Origin of the sequence: Actinokineospora guangxiensis (assembly GCF_042657845.1) — a bacterium.
Taxonomy (GTDB): Bacteria; Actinomycetota; Actinomycetes; order Mycobacteriales; family Pseudonocardiaceae; genus Actinokineospora; species Actinokineospora guangxiensis.
Window position 1 is genome coordinate 109,991 of record NZ_JBHSKF010000016.1, and the last position, 18,634, is coordinate 128,624.

The following is an 18,634-nucleotide window of genomic DNA, read 5'->3' on the forward strand; positions in this document are numbered from 1 at the left end:
GGCACCAACGGCCAGGAGTACGCGTCCGTCCTGGAAGCCGCGGGCGAGGCGGGCACCGCGCACGCGGGCACCGGCAACGCGGCCAGCATCGTCTCCGGCAGGCTGTCCTACACCTTCGGCCTGGAAGGGCCGTCGGTCACCGTCGACACGGCGTGCTCGTCGTCGCTGGTCGCCATCCACCTCGCGGTGAAGGCGCTGCGCGCGGGGGAGTGCTCCCTGGCCGTGGCGGGCGGGGTGACCGTGATGTCGCGGCCGACGGCGTTCGTCCTCTACGGGCGGCAGGGCGCGGTGTCGCCCTCGGGGCGCTGCAAGGCTTTCGGCGAGGGCGCCGACGGCGTCGGCTGGGGCGAGGGCGCGGGCGTCGTCCTGCTGGAGCGCCTGTCCGACGCGCGCCGCAAGGGCCACCCCGTGCTGGCGGTGCTGCGCGGCAGCGCGGTCAACTCCGACGGCGCGTCGAACGGCATCACCGCGCCCAGCGGACCGGCGCAGCGCCGGGTCGTCAAGGCCGCGCTCGCCGACGCCGGACTCTCACCGTCTGATGTGGACCTTCTGGAGGCGCACGGCACCGGGACACCGCTGGGCGACCCGATCGAGGCGCAGGCGCTGATCGCCGCCTACGGCCCGGAGCGGGAGCGGCCGCTGCTGCTCGGGTCGGTCAAGTCCAACATCGGGCACACGCAGGCCGCGGCCGGGGTCGCCGGGGTCATCAAGGCGGTCATGGCGCTGCGGCACCGCCGCGTGCCCGCCACGCTGCACGCCGAGGCGGCGTCCCCGCACATCGACTGGTCCTCGGGGGCCTTGGCGCTGCCGCGCGAGTCCGCGCCGTGGCCCGCCGTCGACCGGCCCGGCCGGGCCGCGGTGTCGTCGTTCGGGGTCAGCGGGACCAACGCGCACGTCATCCTGGAAGCCGCCGCGAGCACGCCCGCGCCGGAAAGCGCTGGGGACCCCGAGAACACTGGTGGCGCTGGTGGCACTTGTGGCACTGGTAGCACTGCCGTTGCCGCCGCGCCGCTGGTCGTCTCCGGGCACACCGCTGCGGCGCTGCGCGCCCAGGCGGCGGCGCTCGTCGGGCACCCCGCCCGCCCCGTCGACACCGCCTACACCCTGGCCACCGGCCGCGCCCGGCTCGCGCACCGCGCGGTCGTGCTCGACCCCGCCGACCTGCCCGCGCTCGCCGACGGCCGGGAAGCCCCCGGCGTCGTCACCGGCACGGCCGAGGCGGCCGGGCCGGTCGTGTTCGTCTTCCCCGGCCAGGGCGCGCAGTGGGCGGGAATGGGCGCTCGGCTGCTGGTCGAGTCCCCGGTGTTCGCCGCCGCGATCGCCGAGTGCGAGGACGCGCTGGCCCAGCACGTGGACTGGTCGCTGTCGCAGGTGCTGTGCGGCGCGCCGGGCGCGCCGGGGCTCGACCGGGTCGACGTCGTGCAGCCCGCGTCGTTCGCGGTGATGGTGGCGCTGGCGGCGCTGTGGCGGGCGCACGGGGTGGAGCCCGCCGCCGTCGTGGGGCACTCGCAGGGCGAGGTGGCCGCCGCGTGCGTCGCGGGCGCGCTGTCGCTCGCCGACGCGGCGTCCGTCGTGGTGCTGCGGTCGAAGGCGATCGCGGCGACGCTGTCCGGCCGCGGCGGCATGCTCTCGGTCGCGCTGCCCGCCGCCGCCGTGGAGTCCCGGATGGGACCGGGGCTGTCGGTCGCGGTGGTCAACGGCCCGTCGTCGACCGTCGTCGCCGGGGAGCCCGAGTCGCTGGAGGCGCTGGCCGCCGACCTGGCGGCCGACGGGGTCCGCGTCCGGCGGCTCCCGGTCGACTACGCCTCGCACTCCGCGCACGTCGACCTGATCCGCGACGACCTCATCGCCGCGCTCGCCCACATCCGCCCGGTCTCCGCCGAGATCCCCTTCTTCTCCACCGTGACCGCCGACTGGCTGGACACCGGGGCGCTGGACGCGGGCTACTGGTTCGCGAACCTGCGCGGCACGGTCCGCTTCGCCGACGCCGTGCGGGCGCTGGTCGAGCAGGGCCACCGCACCTACGTCGAGGTGTCCGCGCACCCCGTTCTCGTCTCGGCCATCGAGTCGATCGAGGTTTCGGACGCGGGGCCGGTGGTGGCGGTGGGGTCGCTGCGCCGCGACGACGGCGGCGTCGACCGAGTGCACCGCTCGTTCGCCGAAGCGTTCACCCGGGGTGTGGAGGTGGACTGGGCCGCGCTGTTCGCCGGCACCGATGCCACCCGCGCCGAGCTGCCGACCTACCGCTTCCAGCGCACCCGGTTCTGGCCGGTGGCCGCGGTGCCGGAGCTGTTCTACCGTCCGGAATGGACGGAGTTGGCCGTGGGCGAGGAGAGCCCGTCCGGGCGCTGGCTGGTACTCGGCGCGGACCTCGCGCCCGAGGTCGTCAAGGCGCTCGGCGTGGACGCGGTCCTGGTCGACGGCCGCCACGACGGCCTGGCCGAGCGGGTCCGCAACGCCGTCGCCGAGGCGGCGCCCGCCGGGGTGCTGTCGCTGCTTGCCCTGACCGAGGGCGAGAGCGACGGCTGCCCGCTGGGCGTGCTGGCCACCGCCGAGGCGATCCGCGCGCTGGAGGGCGCCGAGGCGCCGCTGTGGTGCGTGACGCGCGGCGCGGTGCCGGTCGCGGGGCAGGCGGTCACCGCACCCGCGCGGGCCGCGGTGTGGGGGCTCGGGAGGGTCGCCGCGGTCGAGCACCCCGACCGGTGGGGCGGGCTGATCGACCTGCCCGAGCCGGACGGCTCAGGCGGCCTGGACGACGCCACCGCCGCGGCGTTCGCCGCCGCGCTCACCGGCGGCGAGGACCAGGTCGCCGTGCGCGGTGGCCGCGCCTACGGCCGCAGGCTGCGCCCCGCGCCCGCGCCCGCCGCCGTCGCGCCGGAGTTCACCGGGACCGTGCTGGTGACCGGCGTCGACACCGTCCCGCACGTCGCCCGGTGGGCCGTCGAGCGCGGGGCCACCCGGCTGCTGGTGCTCGACCGCGCGCCGAAGCCGGTCACCGACCTCGGTGTGCCGGTGGACTTCGTCGCCTGCGACGTCGCCGACCCGATCGCCGTCGCCGCCGCGATCGGCGAACGGCGCGTCAGCGCGGTCGTGCACACCGCGCACTCCGCGAGCGACGGCGCGCTGTCCACGCTGACCGGGCCGCTGCTCGCCGACGCCGTGCGCACCGCGTCGGCGGGCGTGCGCACGCTGCACGCGGCCACCGAGGGCCACCCGCTGGCCGCGTTCGTCGTGTTCACCTCGTTCGCGGGGGTCGTCGGCGGGCCGGGCCAAGCCGCCCGCGCCGCGGCCGACGCCGTCGCCGACGCGCTCGCGGGCTCCCTGCCCGGAGTCCGCTCGGTCGCCTGGGGGCTGTGGGACACCGGCGCCGGGCCGGACCTCGCCGACCGCGGCCTGCCGCCGCTGGCCCCGGCCACCGCGCTCGGCGTCCTCGACGGCGCGGCCGTGGGGGAGGGCCCGGCCGTTCTCGCCGCGCACGTGGCCTGGGACCGCTTCGCCGAGTGGTTCGCCGCCTCCCGGCCGAGCCCGCTGATCTCCGAGCTGACCACCGCCACCCGCCAGGACCCCGAGACCCGGGAAGCCGGGTTCGCCGACCGGCTGCGGGCGCTGCCGCGCGCCGAAGCCGCCCGGGAACTGCTCGCCATCGTCCGCGACACCGCCGCCGCCGTGCTCGGGCACGCCGACCCGGCCGAGGTCGGCGTCCGGCGCGGCTTCACCGACCTCGGCTTCGACTCGCTGACCGGGGTCGAGCTGCGCAACCGGATCGCCGCGGCGACCGGGGTGCGGCTGCCCGCGACCGCGGTGTTCGACCACCCCAACCCCGACGCCCTCGCCACCCACCTCGGCGGGCTGCTGCTCGGCGCGGACTCGCCCGAGCTGGTGTCCGCCGCGACCCCGGTCGAGGCCACCGACCCCGTCGTGATCGTCGGCATGGCCTGCCGCTACCCGGGCGGCGTGCTCAGCCCGGATGACCTGTGGCGCCTGGTCGACGAGGGCCGCGACGCCATCACCGCCTTCCCCGCCGACCGCGGCTGGGACCTCGCCGGCCTCACCGGCAGCAGCGCCGCGCTGGAGGGCGGCTTCCTCGCCGACGTGGCCGCCTTCGACCCCGGCTTCTTCGGCATCTCGCCGAACGAGGCCATCGCCATGGACCCGCAGCAGCGACTGCTGCTGGAGACCGCCTGGGAGGTGCTGGAGCGGGCCGGGATCGACGCGGCTGGCCTGCGCGGCAGCGCGACCGGCGTGTTCGTCGGCGCGGTCGGCACCGACTACCGCCCGCCCGCCGACGTGCGCGGGCACCACCTCGCGGGCGGTGTCGCCAGCGTGCTGTCCGGCCGCGTGGCCTACGCGCTCGGCCTGGAGGGCCCGGCCGTCACCATCGACACCGCCTGCTCCTCGTCGCTGGTGGCGATGCACCTGGCCGCGCAGGCGCTGCGCGCGGGGGAGTGCGGGCTGGCGCTGGCGGGCGGCGTGATGGTCATGTCCAGCCCGGACGCCTTCACCGGGTTCACCGCGCAGGGCGGGCTCGCCGCGTCCGGGCGCTGCCGCTCCTTCGCCGACGACGCCGAGGGCACCGGCTGGTCGGAGGGCGTCGGGCTGCTGGTGCTGGAGCGGCTCTCGGACGCGCGCCGCAACGGCCACGAGGTGCTGGCGGTGCTGCGCGGGTCGGCGGTCAACTCCGACGGCGCCTCCGCCGGGCTGACCGCGCCGAGCGGACCGGCCCAGCAGCGCGTCATCCGCGCGGCGCTGACCGCCGCCGGTCTCGCACCGTCGGATGTGGATGTCGTGGAGGCGCACGGCACGGGAACCGTGCTGGGCGACCCGATCGAGGCGCAGGCGCTGCTGGCGACCTACGGGCAGGACCGGGAGCGGCCGCTGCTGCTGGGCTCGATCAAGTCGAACATGGCCCACGCCCAGGCCGCCGCCGGGGTGGCGGGCGTGATCAAGGTCGTGCAGGCGATGCGGCACGGCCGCGTCCCGGCGACCCTGCACGCCGAGCGCCCGAGCACCCGCGTCGACTGGTCGGCCGGGGCGGTCGACCTCGTCACCGCCGCCGTGGACTGGCCGCGGACCGGCCGCCCGCGCCGGGCCGGGGTGTCCTCGTTCGGGGCCAGCGGCACCAACGCCCACGTCATCGTCGAACAGGCCGAGCCGGGCGCGCCCGCGCCCGAGCGGACGCGCACCGAGGCTCCCGTACCGGTCCTGCTCTCGGCCCGCGACGAGGACGCGCTGCGCGCGCAGGCCCGACACTGGCTGTCCGAAGTGGACAATCTGGGTGGATCGCTGCTCGACACCGCCTTCTCCTCGGCCGTGACGCGCGCCCACCTGGAGCACCGCGCGGCCATCGTCGCCGCCGACCGCGCCGGGCTGGTGGCCGGGCTGACCGCGCTCGCCGACGGCGACCCCGGCGCGATCACCGGCCGCGGCGACGAGCCGCCCGTGCTCGGCGCGGTGTTCGCCGGGCAGGGCAGCCAGCGCGTCGGCATGGGCGCCGCCCTCGCCGCCCGCTTCCCGGTCTTCGCCGCCGCGTTCGCCGAGGCCGCCGACCGCCTGCACGCGCTGGGCTGCCCGGTGCGCGAGGCGATCGCCGACGAGCGGGTGCACGACACCGGCCACACCCAGCCCGCCCTGTTCGCCTTCGAGGTGGCCCAGTACCGGCTCGCCGAGTCCTGGGGCCTGGTCCCGGAGGTCCTGGTCGGGCACTCGGTCGGCGAGATCGCCGCCGCGCACGTCGCCGGGGTGCTGTCCCTGGACGACGCCTGCCTGCTGGTCAGCGCCCGCGCCCGGCTCATGGCCGCGCTGCCGCCCGGCGGGGCGATGGCCTCGGTGCGCGCCCCGGAGGCGGCCGTCGCCCCCGCGCTGGCGCCCGGCGCGGTGATCGCCGCCGTCAACGCCCCCGACGCCGTCGTGGTCGCCGGGGAGCGCGACGCCGTCGCCGCGACCGTCCGCGCGCTCTCCGACGCCGGGCACCGCGTGCGGCCGCTCCAGGTGAGCCACGCCTTCCACAGCCCGCTCATGGAGCCGGTCCTGGCCGACTTCCGCGCCGCCATCGACGGCATCGCCTTCGGCGGCGCCGCCATCCCGATCGTGTCCACGGTGACCGGAGAGGTCGCGGCGGTGGACACCCCGGAGTACTGGGTCGAGCAGGTGCGCCTGCCCGTCCGCTTCGCCGACGCCGTCGCCGCAGCGGCGCGCACCGTGACGGCGTTCGTGGAGATCGGCCCCGACGGCGGGCTCAGCGGCGCGGTGGCCGCCTCCGCCGACGTGCTCGCCGTGCCGCTGGGCCGCCGCGACACCGACGAGGTCGCCGCGGCCGCCACCGCCGCCGCCCGCCTGCACGCCGCGGGCGCGCCGGTCGACTGGACCGCCTTCCACGACGGCACCGGGGCCCGTCGCACCGCGCTGCCCACCTACCGCTTCCGCCAGGAGCGGTACTGGCCCGCGCGCATGGACTCCGGCAGCGCGGAGGCGATCACCGCGGCCGGGCTCGACACCGCGGGCCACCCGCTGCTGGGCGCGGCCATCGCGCTGCCGGACTCCGGCGGCGTCCTGCTCACCGGCCAGCTCGCCCGGCACACCCACCCGTGGCTGGACGACCACCGCGTCGGCGAGCGGGTGCTGTTCCCCGCCACCGGCTACCTGGAGCTGGCCGTGCGCGCGGGCGACGAGGTCGGCTGCCCGCACGTGCACGACCTGACCATCGAGCAGCCGCTGGTGGTGCCCGCCGCCGCCGCCGTGCAGGTGCGGGTGACCGTGGGCCCGGCCGAGGCCGAGGGCAAGCGCACCGTCGCGGTGCACTCGCGGGTGGCGGGCGGGGACTGGGTGCGCCACGCCAGCGGCCTCCTGGAGCCCGGGGCCGACACCGCGGAGCCCACCCCCGGGGCGTGGCCGCCGCCGGGCGCCGAACCCGCCGACCTGACCGGGTTCTACGACCAGCTCGCCGCCGACGGCTTCCACTACGGGCCGGTGTTCCGCGGGCTGAGCGCGGTCTGGCGGCACGGCGAGACCGTGCACGCCGAGGTCGTGCTGCCCGACAGCGCGGTCGACGCGGGCTTCGGCCTGCACCCCGCGCTGCTCGACGCCGCCGCGCACGCGATCGCCTTCGCCCACCCCGACGGCGACCCGGCGCGCCTGCCCTTCGCCTGGCAGGGCGTCACCCTGCACGCGGCAGGTGCGACGCGCCTGCGGGCGAGGCTGTCCTGGTCGGGCCCGGACGCGGTCACCATCGACCTCGCCGACACCGCGGGCAACCCGGTCGCCACCGTGCGGAACCTGGTGATGCGCTCGGCCCCGACCGTCGAGGTCCCCGCGCCGAGCGACGCCCTGCACACCGTGCGCTGGCGGCCCGTGACCACCGAATCCACCGAATCCGCCGCACCGGACGAGCTGATCACGGTCCTGCGTGCCGACGGCTCCAGCGAGCGGGTGCTGGCGGCCGTTCAGGACTGGCTCGCCCGCGAGGACCGGCCGGGGGCCCGGCTGGCCGTGGTCACCCGGGGCGCGGTGGCCGCCGACCCCGGCGACACCGTCTGCGACCCGGCCGCCGCCGCGGCGTGGGGTCTGGTCAGGGCCGCGCAGTGGGAGGAGCCCGGCAGGCTCGTCCTGGTCGACCTCGACGGTGCCGAGGGCACCGCGACTGACAGCGCCGCGATGGGGGACGACCTCGCTCTCGCCCTGTCCTCGGGGGAGCCGCAGACCGCGGTCCGGCGCGGCGAGGTGCTCGTGCCGCGGCTGGTCCGCGTGGCGGGCGGCGACATCGTGACCGTGCCCGGCGGCATCGGCGCGGACCCGGCGTGGCGGCTGGCCGCCACCGGCTCCGGGTCCGTCGACGGGCTCGTCGCCGAACCCATCGACTCCGCCGCGCTGGGCGAAGGCCAGGTGCGCCTGGGCATGCGGGCCGCGGGCGTCAACTTCCGCGACGTGCTCGCCACCCTCGGGCTGGCCGCGGGCGCCCAGCCCGGCCCGCTCGGGGTCGAGGGCGCGGGCGTGGTCACCGAGGTCGGCCCCGGCGTCACCGACCTGGCCCCGGGCGACCGGGTGATGGGGGTGCTGGCGGGCGCGTTCGGCCCGACGGCCACCGCCGACCGCCGCGCCCTGACCCGGGTTCCCGACGGCTGGACCTATGCCGACGCCGCGACCGTGCCCATGGCCTACCTGACCGCCCTCTACGCGCTGGCCGACATCACCGCGGTGCGGCCGGGGGACAAGGTCCTGGTCCACGCGGGCGCGGGCGGCGTGGGCACCGCGGCGATCCGGCTCGCCCAGCACCTCGGCGCGACCGTCTACGCCACCGCCAGCCCGGCCAAGTGGCCCGCACTGCGCGCGCTCGGCGTCCCCGACGAGCGCATCGCCTCGTCCAGGACGCTGGAGTTCGCCGAACGGTTCGGCCCGGTCGACGTCGTCCTCAACTGCCTGGTGGGCGAGTTCACCGACGCGTCGCTGGCCCTGCTCGGCCCCGGCGGGCGCTTCGCCGAGCTGGGCAAGTCCGACGTGCGCGACCCGGAGGCCGTCGCCGCGCTGCACCCCGGCGTCACCTACCGGGCTTTCGACACCGTCGAGGCCGGACCGGACCGCATCGCCGAGATGCTGGCCGAGCTGAGCGCCTTGGCCGCCGCCGACGTCGTGCGACCGCTGCCGGTCACCGCCTGGGACATCCGGCAGGCGCCCGCCGCGCTGCGGCACATGCGCCAGGCCCGCCACATCGGCAAGGTCGTGCTCACCGTCCCCGCCCCCTGGCGCCCGGACGGCACCGTCCTGATCACCGGCGGGACCGGCGCCCTCGGCGCGGGCCTGGCCCGCCACCTCGCCGCGGGCGGCGCCACCCGCTTCCTGCTGCTGGGCAGGCGCGGCCCGCACGCGCCCGGCGCGGCCGACCTCGTCGCCGACCTCGCCGCCCTCGGCGCGCACGCGACGGTCGCCGCCTGCGACATCACCGACGGCGACGCGCTCGCCGGGGCGCTCGCCGCCATCCCGGCCGAGCACCCGCTGACCGCCGTCGTGCACGCCGCGGGCGTCATCGACGACGCCGTCCTCTCCGCCCTCACCCCGGAGCAGCTGGCCGCGGTCCTCGCGCCGAAGGCGGGGGCGGCGCTCGCCCTGCACGAGCTGACCAAGTCCGCGGACCTGGCCGCGTTCGTGTCCTACTCCTCGGTCGTCGGCACGGTCGGCGGGCCGGGCCAGGGCGCCTACGCCGCCGCCAACGCGGTGCTCGACGCCCTCGCCCAGCACCGCAGGGCACTCGGCCTGCCCGCCGCGTCGCTGGGCTGGGGGCCGTGGGCGGCCGACTCCGGGATGACCGCCGAGCTCAGCGCCGCCGACCGGCGCCGGGCCGCCCGCGCGGGCACCCGGCCGCTCGCCCACGCCGACGGGCTCGCCCTCGTCGGGGCCGCGCTGGCCACCGGGGAGACCGCGCCGGTGCCGATCCGCTTCGACACCGCCGCGCTGCGCGCCAACCCGGAGCTGCCGGTGCTGCTGGCCGAGCTGGTCGCCACCTCCGCCCGCCGCGCCGCGGTCACCACGGCGACCTCGGCCGCGTCCGGGTCCTTCGTGGACGTCCTGGCCGGGCTCGGCGGGGCCGAGCGCAAGCGCGCGCTGCTGCGCTTCGTCCGCGAGCAGGTCGCCGCGGTGCTCGGGCACGGCGCGGCCGAGAAGGTCGACCCCGGCCGCGGGTTCACCGACCTCGGCTTCGACTCCCTCACCGTGGTGGAGCTGCGCAACCGGCTCGCCGCGGCCACCGGCGTGCGGCTGGCCGCCACCGCCGTCTTCGACCACCCGACCCCGGCCGGGCTCACCGCGCACCTGCTGGAGCGCCTCGCCCCCGCCTTCGCCGCCGCCCCCGCCGACCCGCTCGCCGAGCTGGCCGCCCTGGAGGTCGAGTGGGCGGGCGGGCTGCCCGAGGACGTGCCCGACGACGTGCGCGCCGAGGCCGCCGACCGGCTGCGCGCGCTGCTGGCCGCGATCGACCCGACCGCACCCGCCCCGGCGGGCGCGGTGGAGGACGACTTCATCGAGGGGATCGACGCGGCCAGCGACGACGACATCTTCGAGTTCATCGACCGCGAGCTGCGTGGCTCGTGACGCTCAGCGAGAGGGACCCCGATGGCAGGCGAGACGCAGCTCCGCGACTACCTCAAGCGGGTCACCGCCGACCTGCACCGCACCCGGCGGACGCTGGATGAGCTGCGCTCGCGGGCGGCCGAGCCGGTCGCCGTCGTCGGGATCGGGTGCCGCCTGCCGGGGTCGGTGACCGGGCCGGAGCAGCTGTGGCGGCTGGTCGCCGACGGCCGCGACGCCATCACCGAGGTCCCGGCCGAGCGCGGCTGGCCCGCCTCCGCGCGGCGCTGGCGCGGCGGGTTCCTCGACACCGTCGACCGCTTCGACGCCGACTTCTTCGGCGTGCCGCCGCGCGAGGCGGTGACGATGGACCCGCAGCAGCGGCTGCTGCTGGAGACCGCGTGGGAGGCCGTCGAGCACGCCCGCATCGATCCGCTGGCGCTGCGCGGGGAGAAGGTCGGGGTGTTCGTCGGCACCAGCGGCCAGACCTACGCCGAGCTGCTGCGCACCTCCGTGGAGCGCGACGAGGGCCACATCAGCACCGGCAACACCGCCAGCGTGCTCTCCGGCAGGCTCGCCTACACCCTCGGCCTGCACGGGCCCGCCGTCACCGTGGACACGGCGTGCTCGTCGTCGGCGGTCGCCACGCACCTGGCGGTGCGGTCGCTGCGCGCGGGGGAGTCGTCGCTGGCGCTCGCGGGCGGGGTGTCGATCGTGTCGGTGCCGGAGCTGTTCGCCGAGTTCGACCGGCAGGGCGGCATCGCCGCCGACGGCCGCTGCAAGGCGTTCGCCGCCGCGGCCGACGGCACCTCCTGGGCCGAGGGCGTCGCGGTGCTGGTGCTGGCCAGGCTGAGCGACGCGCGCAGGCTCGGGTACCCGGTGCTCGCGGTGATCCGCGGTTCGGCCGTCAACTCCGACGGCGCGACCAGCGGGCTGACCGTGCCCAACGGGCCCGCCCAGCAGCGGGTCCTCCGGGCGGCGCTGGCCGACGCCGGGCTTGCCCCGTCCGATGTGGACGCCGTCGAGGCGCACGGCACCGGGACCAGCCTCGGCGACCCGATCGAGGCCGCCGCGCTGCTGGAGGTCTACGGCTCCGGCAGGCGCGATGACCCGGTGTGGCTGGGCTCGCTCAAGTCCAACATCGGGCACACGCAGGCCGCCGCGGGCGTGGCGGGCATCGCGAAGGTCGTCGGGGCGCTGCGCGCGGGCGTGCTGCCGCGCACCCTGCACGTCGAGGAGCCCAGCCCGCACGTCGACTGGGCCGAGGGCGGCCTGGCGCTGCTCGGCGAGGCCCGTCCGTGGCCGCGCGGGGAACGGCCGCGCCGGGCCGGGGTGTCGTCCTTCGGGTTCAGCGGCACCAACGCCCACCTGATCATCGAGGAAGCGCCCGCCGAGGACCCCGCCGAGCGGCAGCCGGTGCGAGAGGCCGTTCGGGAGACGCTGCCGTGGGTGCTGTCCGGCAAGACGGCCGAGGCGCTGCGCGCGCAGGCCGTGCGGCTGCTGGCCCACCCCGACGGCGATCCGCGCGACGTCGCGCACTCCCTCGCGGTCACCCGCTCGGCGTTCCCGCACCGGCTCGCCGTCGTCGGCGACGGCGCGCCCGCCCGGCGGGACGCCCTCACCGCGTGGCTGGCCTCCGGCGCCGCGCCCGGTGTCGTCGCCGGGACCGCCGCCGACGAGCCGGTGACGGCGCTGCTGTTCGCGGGCCAGGGCAGCCAGCGCGCCGGGATGGGCGCGGGACTCGCCGCGCGCTTCCCGGTGTTCGCCGACGCCTACGCCGAGGTGCTGGACGCGCTCGAAGCCGAGCTGGGCGCGCCGCTGCGCCCGGTCATCGCGAGCGGGGAAGGCCTGGACGACACCGGGAACGCGCAGCCCGCGCTGCTCGCGGTCGAGGTCGCGCTGTTCCGGCTGCTGGCGTCGTGGGGCGTGCGGCCGGAGGCGCTGGTCGGGCACTCGGTCGGCGAGATCGCGGCCGCGCACGTGTCCGGGGTGCTGTCGCTGGACGACGCGGCGACGCTGGTCGTGGCCCGCGCCCGGCTGATGGCCGCGCTGCCCGCGGGCGGGGCGATGCTGTCGGTGCGCGCGGGCGAGGACGCCGTCCGCCCGCTGCTGGGGTCGGCGGTGATCGCCGCGGTCAACGCGCCCGACGCGCTCGTGGTCGCCGGGGCGTCCGCCGACGTGGACGCCGTCGCCGCGCGGCTGGCCGAGGCCGGTGTCGGCTCGCGCGGGCTGCGCGTCAGCCACGCCTTCCACTCGCCGGCCATGGAGCCGGTGCTCGACCGGTTCCGGGAGGCGATCGCGGGGATCTCCTTCGGCTCGGCCGAGATCCCGCTGATCTCGACGGTGACCGGCCTGCCCGCCGCCATGGACACCGCCGACTACTGGGTGGAGCAGATCCGGCGGCCCGTGCGCTTCGCCGACGCGGTCGCGCACCTGGACGCCGACGTCCTGGTCGAGGTCGGCCCGGACGGCTCGCTGAGCGCGGTCACCCCCGGCACGGTCCCGCTGCTGCGGCGCGACCGGCCCGAGGACGAGTCCGCCCTGTCCGCGCTCGGCGCGCTGCACGTGCGCGGGGTGGCGGTGGACTGGGCCGCCGCCGTGCCGGGGCGCCGCGTCGACCTGCCCACCTACGCCTTCCAGCGCACCCGGCACTGGCCGACCCCGCTGGAGAAGCCGACCGGCCTGCGCGAGACCGCCTGGACCCCGGTCACCCTCCCGGACGCCGTCCTCAGTGGACCGTGGTTGGCCGTGGCCCCCGAGGGCGCGGCTGTTCCCGACCTCGGTGTCGAGACCGATGTGGTGACCGTGGACGCCATCCGCCCTGACGCCTACCAGGGCGTGCTGGCGCTCGGCTCGATCGGGGTGGCGGGCGTCCTGCGGACCCTCGCGGGGACGACCGCGCCGCTGTGGCTGCTCGCCGACCCGGCCGACGCCGCGTGGGGTCTGGCCGCCGCGATCGCGGCCGAGCACCCCGAGCGCTGGGGCGGTCTCGTCTCCGTGTCCGCCGACGCCGATCCGGCGCTGCTGCCGCAGGTGCTGGCGGCGGGTACCGAGAACCACACGCGCATCGACGGCGCGCGGGTCTCGGCGCCGCGCCTGGTGCCCGCCGCGCCCGCCGACGTCCGCCCGGTCCCGGGGACCGCGCTCGTCATCGGCACCGAGGTCATCGGCGGCCGGATCGCGGAGTGGCTGGTCCGCCGGGGCGCCCGGCGCATCGTCCTGACGAGCACCGGCGGCTCAGCCGACGCGCTCGCCGAGCGCCTGCGCGGCCTCGGGACCGACAACCCCGTCGACGTGGTCGTCGTGGACGCCCCCTTCACCGACGCCGACGCCATGGCCTCCGCCCTCGGCGGCGACACCCTGGACGCCGCCTACGTCGCCGTGCGCGGCTTGGACGACACCGCGCTGTCGGCGCTGGACCCGGACGCGGCGGAAGCCGCCGCCGACACCGTCCGGGCCGGGCTCGCCGTGGTCGACGCCCTCGCCGGGGACCTGGTCGTCGCCGCCGCGCTGGACGGGTCCGCCGCCGACGCGCTCGCGCACGCCGCCGCCGTCGCCGCGGTCACCGCGCGCCGTGAGCGCGGCGCGCCCGCCGCCCTGCTCGCCTGGCCGTCGGGCCCGGTCGAGGACACCGCGCTGGACCTGCTGGAGCACGCCGACGGCGTCGTGGTGTCCGCCGAGGACACCCGCCCGGCTCCGCCCGCGGCCCGCGCCGTCCCCCCGGGCTCGCTGCTCGACCTCGTCCGCGCCCGCGCCGCCGCCGTCCTCGGCCACGCCTCGACCGACGCCGTCGAAGCCGACCGGTCCTTCCAGTCGCTCGGCTTCGACTCGCTCACCGCCGTCGAGCTGCGCACCGCGCTGGCCGCCGACCTGGGCCGCGAGCTGCCCGCGACGCTGGTCTTCGACCACCCGACGCCCGCCGCCCTCGCCGCGCACCTCGGCGGCGCGGGCCGCACGAGCACCGCCGTCGCGCACACCGCCGAGACCGACGACCCGATCGCCGTCGTCGGCATGGCCTGCCGCTACCCGGGCGGCGTCACCACACCCGAGCAGCTGTGGGAGCTGGTCGCCGAGGGCCGCGACGGCATCGGCCCGTTCCCCGCCGACCGCGGCTGGGACCTCGCGGGCCTGACCGCCTCCGGTGGCTCGGCGACGATGGAAGGCGGCTTCCTGTCCGGGATCGACCGCTTCGACGCCGCCTTCTTCGGCATCTCCCCGCGCGAGGCCGTGGCGATGGACCCGCAGCAGCGGCTGCTGCTGGAGACCTCCTGGGCGGCGATCGAGGCCGCCGGGATCGACCCGCGCTCGCTGGCGGGCACGGCGACCGGGGTGTTCACCGGGGCCAACGTCACCGACTACCCCGAACTGCTCAAGCGTTCCGCTGCCGACGTGCTCGCCCACGTCGGCCTGGGCAACGCCTCCAGCGTCCTGTCCGGGCGGGTCGCCTACCTGCTCGGCCTGGAGGGCCCCGCGCTGAGCGTGGACACCGCGTGTTCCTCCTCGCTGGTCGCCCTGCACCTGGCCGCGCGCTCGCTGCGCTCGGGGGAATCGGACCTGGCGCTGGCGGGCGGAGTGCTGCTGATGACCACCCCGGCGGCGTTCATCGACTTCACCGCCCAGGGCGGCCTCGCGCCGGACGGGCGCTGCAAGGCCTTCGGCGCGGGCGCGGACGGCACCGGCTGGGCCGAGGGCGTGGGCGTGGTCGTCTTGGAGCGCCTGTCCGACGCGCGCCGCAACGGCCACCGCGTGCTGGCGGTCGTGGCCGGGAGCGCGGTCAACTCCGACGGCGCGTCCAACGGGCTCACCGCGCCGAACGGGCCGTCGCAGGAACGGGTGATCCGGCAAGCGCTTGCCAACGCCGGGCTCCGGCCGTCCGATGTGGACGCTGTCGAGGCACACGGCACGGGCACGCCGCTCGGTGACCCGATCGAGGCGCAGGCGATCATCGCCACCTACGGGCAGCAGCGGGAGCGCCCGCTGCTGCTGGGCTCCATCAAGTCCAACATCGGGCACGCGCAGTCCGCCGCCGGCGTCGCCGGGGTGATCAAGCTCGTGCAGGCGATGCGGCACGGCGTGCTGCCGCCGACCCTGCACGCCGACACCCCGACCCCGCACGTGGACTGGACGGCCGGGTCGGTGGACCTGCTCGCCGCCGCCACCCCGTGGCCGGAGACCGGACGGCCGCGCCGCGCGGCGGTGTCGGCCTTCGGGGTCAGCGGCACCAACGCGCACGTCATCCTGGAGCAGTCCCCGGACGCCGAGCCCGAGCCCGCCGACCGCGGGCCCGTGCCGTGGGTGCTCTCGGCCAAGACGCCCGCCGCCCTGCGCGAGCAGGCCGCCCGGCTCGCCGCGCACCTGGCGGCCACCCCCGGCCTCGACCCGGCCGCCGCGGGCCGCGTGCTCGCCACCGGCCGCGCCGCCTTCGCCCACCGCGCCGCCGTCGCCGGGACCCCGGCCGAGCTGGCCGCCGGACTGGCCGCCGTCGCCGACGGCGTGCCCGGCCTGGCCGGCGAGGTCGGCGCGCCCGCCAAGGTCGCCGTCGTGTTCGCGGGCCAGGGCACGCAGCGCGCGGGCATGGGCGCCGAGCTGGCCGCGCGCCACCCGGTGTTCGCCGCCGCGCTCGCCGAGGCCGCGGCGCACCTGGACCTGCCCGTCCCGCTGGAGCGGGTGCTCGCCGACGCCGCGCTGCTGGCCCGCACCGAGTACGCCCAGCCCGCGCTGTTCGCCCTGGAGGTCGCGCTCTACCGGCTCATCGAATCCTGGGGCGTCACGGCCGACTTCCTGATCGGGCACTCGGTCGGGGAACTCGCCGCCGCGCACGTCAGCGGCGCGCTGTCGCTGGCCGACGCCGCCGAGCTGGCCGTGGTCCGGGGCAGGCTCATGCAGGGCGCGCGGGAGGGCGGGGCGATGGTCGCCGTCGCCCTGCCGGTCGCCGAGGTCGAGCCGCTGATCGGGCCGGGAGTGGACATCGCGGCCGTCAACGGGCCCGCCGCGACGGTCATCGCCGGGGACGAGGACGCCGTCGCCGCGGTCGCCGCCGAGCTGGCGGAGCGGGGGGCAAAGACTAGGCGTTTGCCGGTCGGCCACGCGTTTCACTCAAGCCATATGGACACCATGACCGAGGAGTTCGCGCGGGCCGTGCGCGGGCGGGACGCCCGACCGCCCGCGGTCCCGGTCGTGTCCACCCTCACCGGTCAGGTGGTCGCCGACCTCGGCGACGCCGACTACTGGGCGGCCCAGGCCCGCGGCGCGGTGCGCTTCGCCGACGCCGTGCGCACCGCCGCCGACCTCGGCGCGGACGTGTTCATCGAGCTGGGCCCCGACGGCAGCCTCAGCGCCCTCACCCAGGACGTCGGCGCGGCCGTGCCGCTGCTGCGCAGGGACCGCCGCGAGGACGCCGCCGCCGCGACCGCGCTCGCCGCGCTGCACGTGCACGGCGTGCCGCTGGACTGGTCCGCCGTCTTCGCCGGCGTCGGGCTCGCCGAGCTGCCGACCTACCCGTTCCAGGGCCGCTCCTTCTGGCCGGAGGACTCCGCCGAGGCCCCAGCGCAGGACGACGGCTGGTGGACGTCGCTGGCCACCGCCGAGGACCCGGCCGCCGCCCTCGGGGTGGACGTCGCCGCCGCCGCGGCCGTGCTCCCGGCGATCACCGCCTATCGCGACCGCGGCCGGGCCGACTCCGTGCGCTACCGCGTCGCCTGGACCCCGGTCGATGCCCCGACCGGCCGTCCCGAGGGGACCTGGGCCGCGGTCGTCCCGTCCGGTGTGGACACCGCCGTCCTCGGCTCGCTGACCGCGGTCACCGTCGACCCGGCGGCCGACCTGCGGTCCCAGCTGCGCGCCCTGCCCGCCGACCTGGCCGGTGTGGTGTCGCTGCTGGCTCTGGCCGACGAGCCCGAGCCCACCGCGCCCGCCAGCCTCGCCGCCACCGTCGAGCTGGTGAACGCCCTCGGCGAGACCGGCGTCGCCGCCCCGCTCTGGTGCCTGACCAGCGGAGCCGTCGCCGTCGCGGGCGAGCGGCTGCGCGCCCCCGCCCAGGCGGGCGTCTGGGGCCTCGGGCGCGGTGTCGCGCTGGAGCACCCCGACCGCTGGGGCGGCCTGGTCGACCTGCCGGAGCAGATCACCACCGACACCGCCGACCGCCTCGCCGCGCTCCTGTCCGCCCCCGGCGACGAGGACCAGCTGGCGCTGCGTGCCGGCGTCCACGCCCGCCGGCTGGTCCCCGCACCCACCGGGACCGCGAGCGGCGCGGACATCCCCGCCGAGGGCACCGTGCTGATCACCGGCGGCACCGGCGCGCTCGGCGGGCACGTCGCCCGCGCGCTCGCCGCCGACGGCGTGCCGCGCCTCGTGCTCACCAGCAGGCGCGGCTCCGCCGCCCCCGGCGCGGTCGAACTCGCCGAGGAGCTGCGCGGGCTCGGCGCGGAGGTGCAGATCGCCGCCTGCGACGCCGCCGACGCCGACGCGCTGGCCGCGCTGCTCGCCGGGATCGATGACCTGACCGGCGTCGTGCACGCCGCGGGCGTGCTGGACGACGGCATGCTCACCGACCTCACCCCCGAGCGCCTGCACGCCATGCTGGCGGCGAAGTCCGTCGCCGCGTGGAACCTGCACACCCTCACCGCCGGGCGCCCGCTCACCCGGTTCGTGCTGTGCGCGTCCATCGCGGGCAGCATCGGCGCGGCCGCCCAGGGCAGCTACGCCGCGGCGAACGCCCTGCTCGACGCGCTCGCCGAGCACCGGGCCGGGCTCGGCCTGCCCGCGCTGTCGGTGTCCTGGTCGCCGTGGGCGGAGTCCGGCATGGGCGTCGACGCCGCCGTCGAGGCGTGGATGCGGCGCGCGGGCGTCACCCCGCTGGACCCGGCGCGCGCGGTCGCGGTGCTGGAGCGGGCGCTGCGCGTCGGCGACACCACGCTGACCGTCGCCGACATCGACTGGACCCGCTACGCCCCCGGCCTCGCCGCCGTGCGCCCCACCCGGCTGCTCGACGGCATCCCCGCCGCCCGCGCCGCCATCCAGTCCGCCGAAGACGAGCCGGGCGAGGACCCGGCGAGCCTGGCCGACGACCTGGCCGCCATGTCCGGCCCCGAGCGCGACGCCACGCTGACCAGGATCGTGCGCGCCACCGCGGCCACCGTGCTCGGCTACGCCGACGCGGGCGAGATCGCCGCGGAGCAGGCCTTCACCGACCTCGGCTTCGACTCGCTGACCTCGGTGGAGTTCCGCAACCGGCTCGCCTCGGCCACCGGGCTCGACCTCGCCAGGTCGGTCGTCTTCGACTACCCGACCCCGGCCGCGCTCGCCGAGCGGCTGCGCGCCCTGCTGCTGCCCGAGCGGCCCGCCGACGACCCGGTGCTGGCCGAGGTCGACCGGCTGGAGAAGGCGCTGGCCGACAGTTCCGCCGACGCCGCGCAGCGCGCGCGGGTCGCCGAGCGGCTGCGCGCGCTGGCCGCCCGCTGGGACGCCGAGCCCGCCGACGGCCCCGACCTGCTGATCGCCTCCGACGACGAGATGTTCGAGTTCATCGGCAAGGAGTTCGGCATCTCGTGAGACCAGTGCCTGTCCCCGACGGGAGTTGTTG

At 77.8% G+C, this 18,634-nt stretch carries 1 protein-coding gene and 1 pseudogene (1 of these 2 only partly in view); both read left to right on the forward strand.

The window, feature by feature from the left end:
- On the forward strand, positions 1-10,077 hold the 3' portion of the coding sequence (locus ACFPM7_RS25415; protein ID WP_378250292.1) for an SDR family NAD(P)-dependent oxidoreductase. Its footprint begins 459 nt before the window's first position; only the last 10,077 of its 10,536 coding nucleotides appear in the window; its start codon lies off the left edge, out of view; it ends in the stop codon at positions 10,075-10,077.
- Positions 10,078-10,116: 39 nt separating this feature from the next.
- Positions 10,117-18,603 (forward strand): annotated as a pseudogene (locus tag ACFPM7_RS25420) (type I polyketide synthase); the annotation flags it as partial.
- Between the last annotated feature and the right edge of the window lie 31 nt (positions 18,604-18,634).